This is a genomic window from Zobellia laminariae, from assembly GCF_030553095.1.
In the GTDB taxonomy this organism is placed as follows: Bacteria; Bacteroidota; Bacteroidia; order Flavobacteriales; family Flavobacteriaceae; genus Zobellia; species Zobellia laminariae.
The window spans coordinates 1,313,274-1,327,195 of sequence record NZ_CP130738.1 but is presented as its reverse complement, the minus strand read 5'-3'; the positions used below and the strand labels follow the sequence as shown (position 1 = coordinate 1,327,195).

Genomic DNA, 13,922 nt, shown 5'->3' with positions numbered 1-13,922 from the left:
TTAAATTTTTAAAGTCTTTATTATGAAATTGAAAACAACAAATTTTGTAAAAGTTTTGGCAATGGTTGCTGCCATTACCCTTGCGAGCTGTAGTAGTGATGACAATGCTCCGGATCCTGGTCCTGATGGAGAAGCGCCTACCTGTACCGATGGAATTAAAAATGGTGATGAAACTGGTGTAGATTGCGGTGGGTCTTGTACAGCTTGTGATGCAACTGCAGAAGGTACAACCCTAACGGGAACCTTAACAGAAGAAAGAACTTTAGATGCTACAAAAACATATAGTTTAGAAAAAAGTTATAGTATAGAAGCTGGTGGTAAATTAATAATTCCTGCAGGTACAGTTATCAACGCAACAGTTGAGTCTGGTGACGAGACCGAAACTTTTATTGTTGTTCAAAAAGGTGGTGAAATTGATATTCAAGGTACTGAAGCTGCACCGGTAACTATGCAATCTACTGGTGGTGAGCCAAGAGAATGGGGTGGTTTGGTTATTTTAGGAGATGCTACTACAACCGCTGGTGTAGACGCTACTGCTGAGGTAAGTAACTTTAAATATGGTGGTACTGCTGATGATGACAACTCAGGTTCTATTAAGTATTTGATAATTAAGCATGCTGGTGCTCAGATTAATGCAGAGTCTCAGTATAACGGTCTTACACTTTATGCTGTAGGTTCTGGAACTACTATTGACAACGTTGCTATGATCGATGGTGAGGATGATGGTGTTGAGTTCTTTGGTGGAACAGTTTCTGCTTCTAACCTTTACTTTGAGAACAACCAAGATGATTCTATTGACTGGACAGAAGGTTGGAACGGTACGGTTACAAATGCATACGTATTACATACAGAAGAAGGTTTCTCTACTGCTGTTGAAGCAGATAAAGATAATGGTAATCCTAAGTTGATCAACTTTACAGCTGTTTCAACTGTTGGTGGTACTGCTTTACAGTTTAAAGCTACTTCTGGCGCTACTATCACTGGTCTTTCTTTAAGTGGTTATGATACTTCTATAGATATGAAAGATGATGGTCCTTTGGCTAACGTTATCATTGAAGGTGAAGCTGGAAATCCAGAAAGCACATACAATAACAATGCAAGTGTAGATATTGCAATTTTTGACTGGGTGAATACAGATACTTCTGCAGGTGAAAGCAGTATTTTAACAGGAACTGTTACTAGCGATCGTACATTAGATGCTTCTATAAGCTACCTTTTGTCTACTAGCTTAAGTGTTGAAGCTGGAGCTACTTTAACTATTCCTGCTGGAACTAAAATCAGTGCTCAAGTGGAGTCTGGTGATGAAACTGAAACTTTCATCGTTGTTCAAAAAGGAGGTATGATTATGGTAGAAGGTACTGAGGCAAATCCAGTAGTTATGACTTCTACCAACGGTAACGCTGGTGATTGGGGTGGTTTAGTTATTTTAGGAGATGCTACTACAACCGCAGGTGTAGACGCTACTGCTGAGGTAAGTAACTTTAAATATGGTGGTACTGCAGATGATGATAATTCTGGTTCTATCAAATATTTAATTATTGAAAATGCAGGAGCACAGATAAATGCAGAGTCTCAATATAACGGTCTTACTTTATATGCTGTAGGTTCTGAAACTGTTATTGATAATGTTGCTATGATAGATGGTGATGATGACGGTGTTGAGTTCTTTGGTGGAACTGTTTCTGCTTCTAACCTTTACTTTGAGAACAACCAAGATGATTCTATTGACTGGACAGAAGGTTGGAACGGTACGGTAACTACTTCTTATGTTGTTCATAGCAAAGAAGGATTTTCTACTGCTGTTGAAGCTGATAAGGCAAATGGCAACCCAAAATTGATTGACTTTACAGCTGTTTCAACTGTTGGTGGTACGGCACTTCAATTTAAAGCGACCTCTGGTGCAACTTTAACTAACGTTAGCCTTACAGGTTACGATACTAACGTTGATATGAAGGATGCAGGACCTCTTGCAAATGTAATTGTTGATGAAACAGCTCTAACTACTGCTGAAGATGATGTTTTCAACGGAACTGCTGTTGATGTTGCCATCTTTGCTTGGGCAACTAAATAAGCTATCAAAATAGCAATCATAAAATTTTCAAAGCCCGCAATAGCGGGCTTTGTTGTTTTCCTATTTGAAATACAAGGTCAATTAGAACCACATATAAATGGGGTCTATTTAAGTGTGTCTAGCACCTTACACCTTTATATAAATCTTCTTCTTATCCAACCATAAGCCAAGGCTCCAGCAAAACAGCATAAAAACTATGGCAAAGGCAAAGGAGCCAAAGTAAGGGCCTATCCAGCTAAACCCTTTTTGGTATACATAGTTGAACAGACTTTGCTCACCATCAACTCGAATGAAATGCATGCCAATAGCCACATATTCCGATAACAGATAGATGAAAAGCGGATTCTTTCCGAACACTTCAAAGAAATTGTAATTGACGGGTTTCTTTACAAAATCAATGGTGTAGATAAGTATTGACAATACCACAATATCAAGACCTACGGTAAGTACCACGAAAGAGCTTGTCCATAATTTTTTATTTACAGGAAAACCAAGGTCCCACAGATAAGCTATAACTAATAAGCCGGCGCCCATCAGCAGCATTTTTGCCAGCTTTTCGTAGTTCATGCCCCCGTCAATAATATACTTACCTATAAGATAACCCACCAATACATTACAAATGGAGGGCAGTGTGCTTAAAAGTCCTTCTGGATCAAACGGAATGCCGTTACCCATATACAGGTGGCTGTCGCCTAAAATTAATTGGTCAACTGTTCTCGCAAAGTTCCGTTCTAAAGTGTAATCGCCAAACGCCGCTAATAGTCCCCAATAGCTTAATAGTAATAACACAGAGGCTATAATCAGTTGCCTGTTGGTTAGAAAGTATATCATTATGGCGCCAATGAAGTAACAAAGGGCTATGCGTTGTAGAACTCCAAGTATCCTTGTCTCACTAAAAGGAACTGCTGCTAGATCTCCTGTATCTGTCCAAGAAACAAAGGGAATCCAATACATGGTATATCCTAGGAGAAATATAATTAAAGTCCGCTTGGCTATTTTCTTGAAAACTTGGGATAAGGGTTTGTCCGCCCATTTGGTCTTTACAAAGGCAAAGGCATTACCGACCGCGAACAGAAAAGAAGGGAAAACCAAATCGGTAGGGGTAAAGCCATGCCAGTTGGCATGTAGCAAGGGTGAAAAGGTCATGTTCCAATCTCCAGGCGTATTTACGATGATCATTAGGCAAATGGTCAATCCCCGAAATACATCGAGTGCTTTGAATCTTTTCATGGTCGGTTACATTTTAGTTGCCCTCTAAGTTAAGCGCTCTTTTGATCTTTTCAAATAAATCGCTGTTTTCATAAACTCCTTGGAAAGACTGCGACTGTGGACCATAAGCAAATATGGGAACCATAGTGGCGGTGTGGTCGAAGGTAGTAAAAGTTCCTTCAATTATACTTTCTTTTAGATTGCCCTGTGGAATGCTAAAACCAGAGGTTTCGTGGTCTGCGGTAATAACTACCAAAGTGTTGCCTGTTGCGTCTGCAAATTTCACTGCTTCTGTAATGGCCCTATCAAAGTCAATTCCTTCGGTAACAATACCGCCTACGTTATTGTAATGTCCATTACTATCAATTTGGGCTGCCTCAACCATTAAGAAAAAGGGTTTGTTCTTGGAATTCAAAAAGTCGATACCATTTTTTGTTGCAATGGCAAGCGCGTTTTCACGACCTTCAAGTACACTAGGTACACCACCTTCGGAAAGAAAATGACCTACTTTGTCAGATTGATTTTCACCTATTTCGCTAATATTGTTCAGCAGCGTGAAATCGGTTTTTTTCCAATCGAATGTAAAATCTTCAGCTCCTCCTCCTATAAAAAGTGAAATGTTACTTTTTAAAAGGTCTTTAGCAATAAGCTCCGTATCGGAACGGTCTTTTTGATGGGCGAAGAAAGATGCGGGGGTCGCTCCCGTAACATGATCGGTAGTTATGATGCCGGATACAAAATTATGTTTTGAAAAAAACTCTGGCATGTTCTCAATAGGTTGCCTTTCTGGATTGAGTCCAATAGCTCTGTTGTAGGTTTTAGTGCCTGTAGCCAATGCTGTACCAGCCGCGGCCGAATCCGTAGTAAAATCATCTGAAGATTGAGTTTTTAGAAAACCGATACTCTTTAATTGCGAAAGGGTAAGTTCACCTCCGTTGGCCAAAACAGCCGATGAAATCTGGTTTAGACCATTACCGTCACCAATAAGCAGAATGACATTTTTTATAAGCGTGTCTTTTTGGTCCGTGGCATAAGTAGGACAGTACACTTCTGAGTTTACTGTATTTTTATAGGTACGTTTTTCAAGGGAGTTTAAGTAAGTGGCAGTCTTATGGGGCATATCTGTATTGATAATGTCAACACCTAAATCTGAAAAGGCCTTCCAAGCAGTATTGGAATCCGGTGTGCCCCAAAAACGAAAAGGCTTATTAAGGTCGTGAGCTTTTTTTATAGCTGTGGATACATTCTTATAATCCTCTTGGGTGAGTCTGCCCTTGCCGTTCCATTCCGAATAGTTTTTAAAATTAACGCTTATAAAAGCTACCTTTTTCCAATCATCAGGTTCTAGGTTGCTTTCTAGTTTTTGATGGTCAAAATAAATATAGTCAGGGTAGGAATCATAGGTTTCAGGGTTGGGTCTATGCCCAGAAATGACGATTTTTACATCAGGTCTTGAGGTGATTTCAGGATATTTTTTGAGTACGGAAAGTATTTTTTTTAAAGTAGGCCCGGCATCGGACTTTATATCCAACATTATCATAAGGCCGGTTGGGTCTCCTATATGGTTTTCAATGGCATATTTTAAAGGTTCTAGGTAAAGCACTTGTAATGTGTTGCCCTCAATAATTTCGGCCTCTGTATGAGTGATGTTCAGTTTGCCATTTTTAAGAAAAACATCGGCTTCCATAATATCAAGTCCATTTGAATAGGCTTTCCAAAACGGTACATTTTGAAGATAATCGTTATGCGAATGAATTAATGTTTTTCTGTTTTGCTGTGCTTTAAGCATGGTGACGCAAAAAAGGAATAATAAGAAAGAGAACTTTGTTTTAAATCTGTACATATCATAAAATTAAGAAAAGAGTGCCTCATCAAGAGACACTCTTTCGTAAAAAACTAAACTAACGAACTAACTTCTACCATCCTTTATTTTGGGGGATTCCAGATGATTCAATAACTGTACTGGGTATGGGCCAAACATTCATGTAGGAAGCATCAAAATTTCTTGTGGGCCAAACAATTTCTGATGTGTAAGGCGAATCAGGATTGGAGCGATCTGCATATATACGGCCATAAATAGGTTGTGAATATGTTGCTGCGGCATCGCCCCAGCGGACTAAATCAAAATGTCTGTTGGCAAATTCACCGGCAAGCTCAACGCGTCGTTCATGTTTTAAATCTACCATGGTTGCATTGGTAATAGTAGGAAGCCCAGCTCTTTCGCGAACCATATTTAATGGAGCATCTCCATTTTTACCATCCATGATAAGGGCTTCAGCCTTCATGAGCAACACTTCCGCGTAGCGCATTAAAGGAACATTGTAAATAGTAGAAGGGTCATCGCCATTACTATTGAGATAAGTGCCAATAGGGTTTTCGAACTGAAACTCGTACATGTATTTGTTGAACTGAAAACCAGATAAAGAGTTTTCTGATTGGTATCTTCTAGCCTCACCAAAAAATGTGAAATCATCACCAAAATTCAAAATGGTTACCGCTTTTCTAGCATCACCATCTTCAAATTCATTGTACAGGCCTTCGGAAGGAGTGTAATAGCCCCAACCATTGTATTTACCCCAGCCTTTGTTTTCGAGCATAACCCCTGTAAGGATACTGCCTTTGTCCACTCCGGAATTTACGGACCAAATGTACTCGCTGGTCCAATTGTTCAGGTTGCTGTGCAGTTCACGGTAATCTTGAGATGGATTGCCCGTATTGATCAATGCCCTTCCCGAACCACTATTGGTAACCGCATCTGCATATTTTACAACTTCGGCATATCTAGCGGCGTCATATTGTGCCCAATAAAGATTGGTTTTGGCCATATATGCCAATGCGGCATCTTTATGCGGACGCCCATAATTCTCGGATGAATAGTCTGTGAACAATGGTAACAGTTCTGCAGCTTTCATTAAATCTGCTTCTATCTGTTTGTAGTTTTCAACTACACTGGCAGGTCTGGAGTAGCTACCATAAGTCATCGTTCATATTAGCTTCGGTGACAATAGGAACGCCTCCGTTGTTTCCGTCATCACCGTAGGTATGAGCTACCCAGAAATAACTGAAAGCACGCATAAAGTAAGCCTCGCCCAAATATTGATTTTTTAGTGTTTCGTTGATGTCCATATTTGGGATGTTCAAAATAACATCATTGGCCCTACGAATAACTTTGTAGCTATTGGGGTAGCATGTTGAGGTATAGCCACCTTCGCCACCTGTTATGTTGAAATCTTTGATATTATCCGCGGAAGCTTTAATACGGCCCGTAATCATGTCATCGGAAGCATTAATGTACCAAAAGAATCCTCTGGAGAACATTTCCTGATCCGTCATATAGGCATACATACTGTTCACCGCTTCCGAAGCGTCTTGTTCAGAAGCCCAAAAGTTGGCGTATGAGGTGCTGCCTAAAGGGGTAACCTCTGTAAAATCGTCCGAGCATGTAATTAGGTTAAGGCCGGCGAAACCTATTAGCAAACTCATTGTTTTTATTCTATTGAATTTCATTTTTTTAGATGTTTTTTAGTTAAAGAGATAAAGACAATCCTGCTGTAATTGTTCGAGAAAGAGGGTACCGGGCGATATCTAATCCTTTACCGCCAACCTCTGGGTCAATACCAGTATAATCTGTTACGGTAAATAGGTTTTCCGCAGAAATGTAAAAACGTAATGACGAACCATAGGTAATACAGAGCGCATGATGCGGTCATCTATAGTATAGCCCAACGTAACGTTCTTCATTCTCAAATAAGAAGCATCTTCTAGGTACCAGCTAGATGCCAACCCAAAGTTTTGATTATCATCTTTGGTAGATAATCTAGGAGTTGTAGCTCCAGTGTTAGAAGAAGACCAAGCATCCAACGCTCTATTATCCAAGTTATAGCCGGTAAGGGATGCGTTATAGGTAGAAAATTTATACCCGTTAAATACTTCAACTCCGGAAACACCTTGGAACAACATGCCTAAATCAAAGTTCTTGTAGTTCAGATTCAAACCAAAGTTGTACGTGAAATCTGGTTGGTAGCTATCGTAGAAAACCTTGTCATTGTCATCTATTTTACCATCATCATTACTATCGGTAAATTTGAAATCTCCAGGTTGAGCATTGGGCTGTATTAAGTTTCCATCTTTAGCATAAGCATCAATCTCTGCTTATGGTTTTGGAAAATACCTACTTGAGGTACTACGTATACCGAGTATAGGGCTCTGTTGACTTCTGAACGGTAGGGTCTTAATACGCCTCTAACATTGTCACTATGTGCAATAAAATCTATACCACTTTTGTTGTACCCGTCAAGGTTTACCAATTCATTGTCAAGAACACTTGTGTTGGCATTAACGGTAAAATCTAAATCCCCTATTTTGTTAGAATAGCTGGCAGAGATTTCAAAACCATTGTTTTTAACTTCTCCACCATTTACATCGGCAGCACTGGTGCCTTGGTTAAGATCTTCAAGACCGGGAAGAATCATTCCTTTGGTACTCTTTTCAAAGTAATCAAAAGTAAGGCTTAAGCTATTGTTGAAAAGAGCTGCATCCAGACCAAAGTTGATTGATTCAGATACTTCCCAATTTAAATCTGGGTTAGATTGTTTTCCAACAAAAGCACCCTTATCATCAAATGATGCATCCTCGCCAATTGTTACTACGGTAGTGTTCAACGGAACATCAAAAGAATAGTAGCCTACAGAATTGATGTTTCCAATCTGTCCCCAAGATGCTCTAAATTTTAAATCATTGATTACGCCAACATTAAAAAAAGATTCATCTGATAACCTCCAACCTACTGTAGCGGAAGGGAAGTTGTCCGCTTGGTTGTTTGCGGCCAAGCGAGAAGTCATATCTCTTCTAATACTGCCAGAAATAAAATAACGATTTTTGTAATTATACATTACCCTTCCTATAGCTGATGTCAATGCATCTTCATACACCTCTGTGTTAGGGTTCCGTATAACGGAAGCATTAGATAAATACTGATTAAAAGCTTGTTCGTTACTAAAACCTTCTCCTTTACTGGTTAGTTTTTCAAAATCAGTATGCTGAGAGGAATAGATGGCGGTAACGTCAAGATTGTGGTCGCCAAATGATCTTTTATAGCTTAGCTGATTGTCCCATACCCATCGGTTGGTGGTTGCGTTGCTTTGTTCAAGGTAGTTGTTGGGGTTAGAACGCCCAAGTTCAGGTACTCTGGGTTGAAACCTTTTGTATTCTGAATTCGTGTAACTATAGGAATAAGTTGTTTTAAAAGACAGACCGTTCACAATATTATACTCTAAAAAGACATTGGCATTCAAAAAGTTGGTAGGCGCAGAGGTTGTTGGTCTCAATAGCAAGGCCAATGGGTTATAAACATCTCCGTATGCCCCGGCAAATTGCGAAAGGCTTTCGGGAGCAACACCTGCAAAACTTCCATCTGCATAACGTGTTGGAGAAGCAGAAGGCATATATATTGCATTTATAATAGTACCGGAATATGGGTTGTCTGTGTTGGTACCTACAGCTTCAGTTCGTGAGAAATAAACGTTTTCGCCTATTTTAATTTTATCGGAAAGGTCAAAATCTGATTTCACCCTGAAATTATAGCGCTCAGAACTTGTTCCCTCTAAAAGGCCATCTCTTTTAGTATATCCAAAAGAGGTTAGGTAATTCATGCTTTCTCCTGCGCCACTAATATTTACGTTGGCATTGTTGATGCCTGCAGGTCTAAAAATAGCATCTACCCAATTGGTACGGTTTACTTGTCCGTAAGGATTCTGTTCTGCATCATGAGCAGACTGTCTTGGGGTTCCCGCATTATCAGCCGCCGTATTGTAAACTTGAGACTGTTGTAGGGCTGTTAGCGGAGTAGGTAGGTTTGTTGCTTCTTGCATACCACCGTAGTAATCTACTGTTATACGAGGTTTGCCTGTCTTTCCTTTTTTGGTCTGTATAACGATAACGCCCGAAGCAGCTTGAGCTCCATATATTGCTGCAGATGCCGCATCTTTAAGAACAGAAACGGATGCTATGTCATTAGGGTTGATTGCAGGGCCGTAATAAGGTACACCATCTACTACAGTAAGTGGACTTTCATTAGCAAAAGTTCCGAGTCCACGAATAACTACGTTACCGCTAGCGGTAGGGTCTCCTCCTTGAGATAATACGGTTACACCGGCAACATTACCCTGTAAAAACTCGGTAACATTGGATACGGGCCTAGAGGCAATACTTTCTACATTGTTTACTGTGGCAATGGCCGTGGTTAAATCCCCTTTTCTAGATGAACCGTAGCCTATAAGTACTACTTCATCTAAGAAACTGGCCTCTTCGCTCATAGATATGTTTATAGTGTCATCTCCAGAATATGCTATTTCTTTGGTAGCAAAACCCAAAGAAGAAACTACGAGCATTCCGTTTTCTTCGGAAAGGTTCAATGAGAAATTACCATCAAAATCAGTAGAAGTACCTACTTGGGTATTTCCCTTTAAAATAATTGATGCAGATGGAATGGGCATTCCGTCCGTTTCGGAAACTACCGTTCCCTTTACTGTTACTTGCGAATAAGAAAAGGAAATACATCCTAATGCTATTAGCAGAACTAAGTATACTTTTTTCATTTAGGTAAAATTTTAAAATTGGTTATCAACCAAAAGTAGTTGGAGACAATGCTTTACCAGATGAAAAAAGAATCATAAAGGTGCACTTATGGCTCAAAAAAGGGGGTGGATCGTTTCTTTTTAGTGCACTTTAGTTACAATAATTATAGCGTAACATTGTAATAATATGTAGGTAACATTAAACCTTCATTATTCTTGCACGATATTCTTTTGGGCTGCACTCAAAATTTTTCTTAAAAAGGCGGCTAAAGTATTTGGGGTCGTTAAAACCACATTCCATACTAATTTCTGAAATGTTTAAGGTGTGGTTTTTAAGAAGATATTCCGCTTTTTGTAGACGTAGTTTTATAATCACGTCAGAAGGAGACTGTTGCAATACTTCTTTAAATGCTCGGTAGCATTTTATTTTTGATACGAACAGGGCTTCCTGTAGCTTTTGAACGTTAAATGAGGGATTGTTCAGGTTTTCGTTTATAAGGTTTAATGCTTTTTTTACTAGTTTTTCATTGACGGATAGTCTTTTGTCGTCATCAAATGGTGTTTCAAAAAATACCTGTTTAGATGTATTGCTCGCATATTCTTTCCTTACGGATAAGAGTTTTGTTGTTTTACTTTGAATAAAAGATTTACTAACAGGCAATTGAATAAAGGCATCTACGCCAAGCTCAGTAGTCTGTACGCGTAAGGAGTGATCAATATCTTCTGATATATAAATAATTGGTAAGGTAGTTTGTGCGGTACTGTTCTTTATAAGATGAAAGAGTTGTACCAGCTGTTCGTCAACAGGAATGTTGTATAGGACTAAACAATGTATGTTTACATGTTTTATAGCTGAAGAAATAGCAGAGGTGGTTCGTTCAAAAACCAAATTGTTTTCTTGGTCGTCAAACAGTTGAAATGCGGGTAGGTAGTCATTGTCATTACAGAAGAGGAGAATATTATTTTTGTCTGACGGTAGTTTTTGGTTAAGATCAAGATGCTTCCATAGTACTTCTTCAATTTTGTTATTTTGGGTGTCAACTACTTTAATTGGTAGATGTGCCAAAATTGTTAAGTTATTTTCGTTGTTGACAGTGAGCGTTCCGTCCATAGCTGTTAATAGAGTATTTGCTGCTTTGTAATACGGGCTATAATGCTGTATGCTGAAAAAATTATCAGCAAGAACTTTGCTGTTAGATTCTATAAGAAGTTCTAGGGAGTCATCTTTTGTTCTCACGACTACTTTTAAGTAACTGCTTTTAGAAATATACTTTAGAATATCATTAAAAAGATACTTGAAAAATAACTTAAAGCGGAGGGAGTCCAACTCAATCCATTGATCTTGTATATCTAGGGAATAATCTAGATTTACTTTAGATTTTTTAGCATGTATAGAGAGACCATCAATAAGTACTTTTATGGTTTGTTTTATTTTGGTGGCGGATTTTTTTAATTCTCCAATATCTTTTGAATTGGTAAGATAATCCCATTCAGAAAGTAATGTTATCAGCTTATTGGATTCGCTGTTTATATTTTGTTTTAGTCTTTCGTCTTCAATCAGTTCTTTGGAGCTATCAATAATTTTAGAAACCGGTTCTTTAAATTCAGATAAGACAAAGGTTTTGAATTTTTCAATTTCAAAATCTTCATTTTTAAGTTGATGATACGAGTTTAAGAGTTCTTCTCTTTGGCGGTTAATCTCTTTGTTTTTTTCATCTAATGTATGGTTAACCTTTATTAGCCGTTCTTTTTGGCGATTTATAGTATCAGTTCTTTCTTCTATTTTAAGTTCTAGTTTTTTTTGATTTTTTGCAATGTTTTGGTTTCTGACGAGTACCCAACTAGTAAAGGTTATAAAGGAAGTTGCCAATAATAAAATAAAGAACCAAGTGGTTTTGTAAAACGGTTTATTAATAATTATAGGTATACTTTTAAAGGCAATGTCTTTGGCTAAGGAATTTTTCACCTCAAAAATATATTTGCCATCGGGCAGATTTGTATAATGGATAGGAGAGTTGTTAAAAGTATGAAAGCTATCGTCATATCCCAATAGCTTGTATAGTATCTTGTTATTAGGGTCTTTGGTAAAAACAATGGGTTCTATTGTAATATCTATTGAATTGTCTTTGTAACTTTTTGTGATACCCTCCGAAAAATCGCGGGTATCATCAATATGTATTTTAAGTTTGGGTAGTTCTTTTGTTATGTTCAGGGTAGCGGGAGAGAAATGGTTTAAACCGTTGATTCCTGCAAAGAACAAAGTTCCTTTTCGATCTTGGTAATAGGCTCCTTCGGAGAATTCCCTAGCTTGCCATCCTTCATCCATATTTAAAGATGTTACCGAAAAATTGTTCCGGTCTATTGTGGCAATACCTTTAGTGGTACTTATCCATACTTTGTCACTATCTAAAAGTAGGCCATAAACCATATGGCTTGGTAGTCCTTCCTTTTCGGAAATGTGATGAACAAGACCTTTTTTTTTGTCATAAATACTGATGCCGCCCATGCTTGCAATCCAATAATAACCAGATTTTTTGTCCTTAATAGAGGAATAAATACTGTTGCCTGAAATACCGTTGTCTATGGTAATGTTTTTTAATGCTCCTGTAGGAATATCTAAAAGCAAAAGCCCTTCATTTTCAGTGCTAATCAAGAGTTCTCTATCTGCATATTCTATATTTCTGATATTGTATGAACCCAGTGCCTCTTGCCCTTTGAAATACTGAAATTTATTTGTTTTGAAATCAAACTTAGCCACTCCGCTCCAACAAGCTACCCATAGCTGACCTTCATTATCCTCTTTAAAAGAATAATTTCTATCATTTGGGAGTTCGGCAATGTTTTTTGATTCGTATAGTTGGTAACCGTTATTTTTTATTCTAACGATACCTGCATAGGTGCCAACCCAAATTTCTCCGGAAGAGGTTGTGTATAGTGAGCGAATACGGTCCCAGTCAGAATTGTCATGAGCTTCGCTTAGGTTATACTTTACGAAGCACTTCTTTTTTTGGTCAAAATGGAAAATGCCTTTTGTATAATAGCCAAGCCAAATACGACTGTTAAAATCCGTAGTTATTGCGCGGATGGTTTCGTTGGGTAAATGTGGATATTTATTAGGGTGCGGTACAATGGTCGTAATCTGTTCAGAACCACTATAGGCCATGCTTAGTCCGCCATCTTTATGTCCAAGCCATATGTTGTCAAAAGCATCTTCGTATATTTTTTCTACCTCGTCACTGTTGAAACTATGAGGGTCGTATAGGTCATGAAAATAATGATCTACCTGTTCATTATTACGGTTATCGGTATTATTGGGAATGATATAAACACCATTTCTTCTTGTGGCGTACCAGATATGTCCAGACTTATCTTTAAGGACATCATTAATAATAACCTCTGGGTATTTGTTCAGTAAAATACCCTTCAAGATGCTTTTATCTTCCTTTTTTTCTTCTACAAATTGAGTTATTTTAAACTCGTTATTTATAAACTCATAGCTGGTCTTATCGGTTTTGACTCCAATAGTACCACTTTGGGTAATCATTAAATTTTGTGGAGTAGCGTCAAAGACAAAATTTTGAAATTTATTGTTACCAAGGTATTTACTTATTTTTTTGTCTTTAGTGAATACCCAAATATTGCCTTTTCTATCTTTTTTTAATTTACTAATGTTGTTTCCCGCTATGGATTTTGCTGTTTTTAAGTCGTGTTTGTATACCGTAAAAGTGTTGCCGTTATAGCTATTGAGTCCATCCCAAGTAGCAATCCATAATACACCATCATTATCACTTACTAAATCAGTAATAGAGTTGTTTGAAAGCCCATCATTGGTGCTGAGGGTTTTAAATTTTATATTCTGTCCGGAAGCAGATTTGCTGAAGAATATTATGAAAAAAGCGAAGAAAAGAAAACGTAGCGGTCTCATAATGGTCGGGTGTGGTACAATAGTAGTGGATGAGCTAAAATAGCAAAATAAAGCCATAAGTTTGGGTTGAACACTTTGTGTTTAGGTTATGAAACTCTCGTTAGAGTTGTAGTATTAGACAGGGGTGGGTTTCTTACCTCAA

At 38.1% G+C, this 13,922-nt stretch carries 8 protein-coding genes; 1 reads left to right on the top strand and 7 read right to left on the bottom strand.

Annotated features, from left to right (window positions below):
* Positions 1-22: 22 nt before the first annotated feature.
* Entirely contained in the window at positions 23-2,071 is a 2,049-nt protein-coding gene (locus Q5W13_RS06330; RefSeq protein WP_304445747.1) for a beta-helix domain-containing protein, read from the top strand.
* A gap of 126 nt (positions 2,072-2,197) precedes the next feature.
* Here the strand turns inward: Q5W13_RS06330 and Q5W13_RS06325 are convergent, their stop codons facing one another.
* From Q5W13_RS06325 to Q5W13_RS06295, 7 genes are all read right to left on the bottom strand, one after another.
* Positions 2,198-3,301, bottom strand: a complete 1,104-nt coding sequence (locus Q5W13_RS06325; RefSeq protein ID WP_304445746.1) for an acyltransferase family protein — start codon at positions 3,299-3,301, stop codon at positions 2,198-2,200.
* A 13-nt stretch (positions 3,302-3,314) separates the two neighbouring features.
* Positions 3,315-5,069 (bottom strand): alkaline phosphatase, encoded by a 1,755-nt coding sequence (locus Q5W13_RS06320; RefSeq protein ID WP_304445745.1) that lies wholly within the window; start codon positions 5,067-5,069, stop codon positions 3,315-3,317.
* Positions 5,070-5,196: 127 nt separating this feature from the next.
* A complete protein-coding gene (locus tag Q5W13_RS06315) occupies positions 5,197-6,261 on the bottom strand; it encodes a RagB/SusD family nutrient uptake outer membrane protein (RefSeq protein ID WP_304445744.1) in 1,065 nt (354 codons plus the stop codon).
* Entirely contained in the window at positions 6,248-6,787 is a 540-nt protein-coding gene (locus Q5W13_RS06310) for a RagB/SusD family nutrient uptake outer membrane protein (protein ID WP_304445743.1), read from the bottom strand. The genes Q5W13_RS06315 and Q5W13_RS06310 overlap by 14 nt, the downstream gene beginning before the upstream one ends.
* 123 nt (positions 6,788-6,910) lie before the next feature.
* Positions 6,911-7,273, bottom strand: coding sequence for a hypothetical protein (locus Q5W13_RS06305; RefSeq protein WP_304445742.1), 363 nt, complete (start codon positions 7,271-7,273; stop codon positions 6,911-6,913).
* 122 nt (positions 7,274-7,395) lie between these two features.
* Positions 7,396-9,876 (bottom strand): SusC/RagA family TonB-linked outer membrane protein, encoded by a 2,481-nt coding sequence (locus Q5W13_RS06300; protein WP_304445741.1) that lies wholly within the window; start codon positions 9,874-9,876, stop codon positions 7,396-7,398.
* A gap of 178 nt (positions 9,877-10,054) precedes the next feature.
* On the bottom strand, positions 10,055-13,837 hold the full coding sequence (locus Q5W13_RS06295) for an AraC family transcriptional regulator (RefSeq protein ID WP_304445740.1): 3,783 nt from the start codon (positions 13,835-13,837) through the stop codon (positions 10,055-10,057).
* Between the last annotated feature and the right edge of the window lie 85 nt (positions 13,838-13,922).

What these genes read in the sequence shown, in the direction of transcription:
- Q5W13_RS06295 (WP_304445740.1), bottom strand. Translation starts at nt 13,837, where the DNA reads ATGGCTTTATTTTGCTATTTTAGCTCATCCACTACTATTGTACCACAC.
- Q5W13_RS06330 (WP_304445747.1), top strand. Translation starts at nt 23, where the DNA reads ATGAAATTGAAAACAACAAATTTTGTAAAAGTTTTGGCAATGGTTGCT.
- Q5W13_RS06300 (WP_304445741.1), bottom strand. Translation starts at nt 9,876, where the DNA reads ATGAAAAAAGTATACTTAGTTCTGCTAATAGCATTAGGATGTATTTCC.
- Q5W13_RS06315 (WP_304445744.1), bottom strand. Translation starts at nt 6,261, where the DNA reads ATGACTTATGGTAGCTACTCCAGACCTGCCAGTGTAGTTGAAAACTAC.
- Q5W13_RS06320 (WP_304445745.1), bottom strand. Translation starts at nt 5,069, where the DNA reads ATGCTTAAAGCACAGCAAAACAGAAAAACATTAATTCATTCGCATAAC.
- Q5W13_RS06325 (WP_304445746.1), bottom strand. Translation starts at nt 3,301, where the DNA reads ATGAAAAGATTCAAAGCACTCGATGTATTTCGGGGATTGACCATTTGC.
- Q5W13_RS06310 (WP_304445743.1), bottom strand. Translation starts at nt 6,787, where the DNA reads ATGAAATTCAATAGAATAAAAACAATGAGTTTGCTAATAGGTTTCGCC.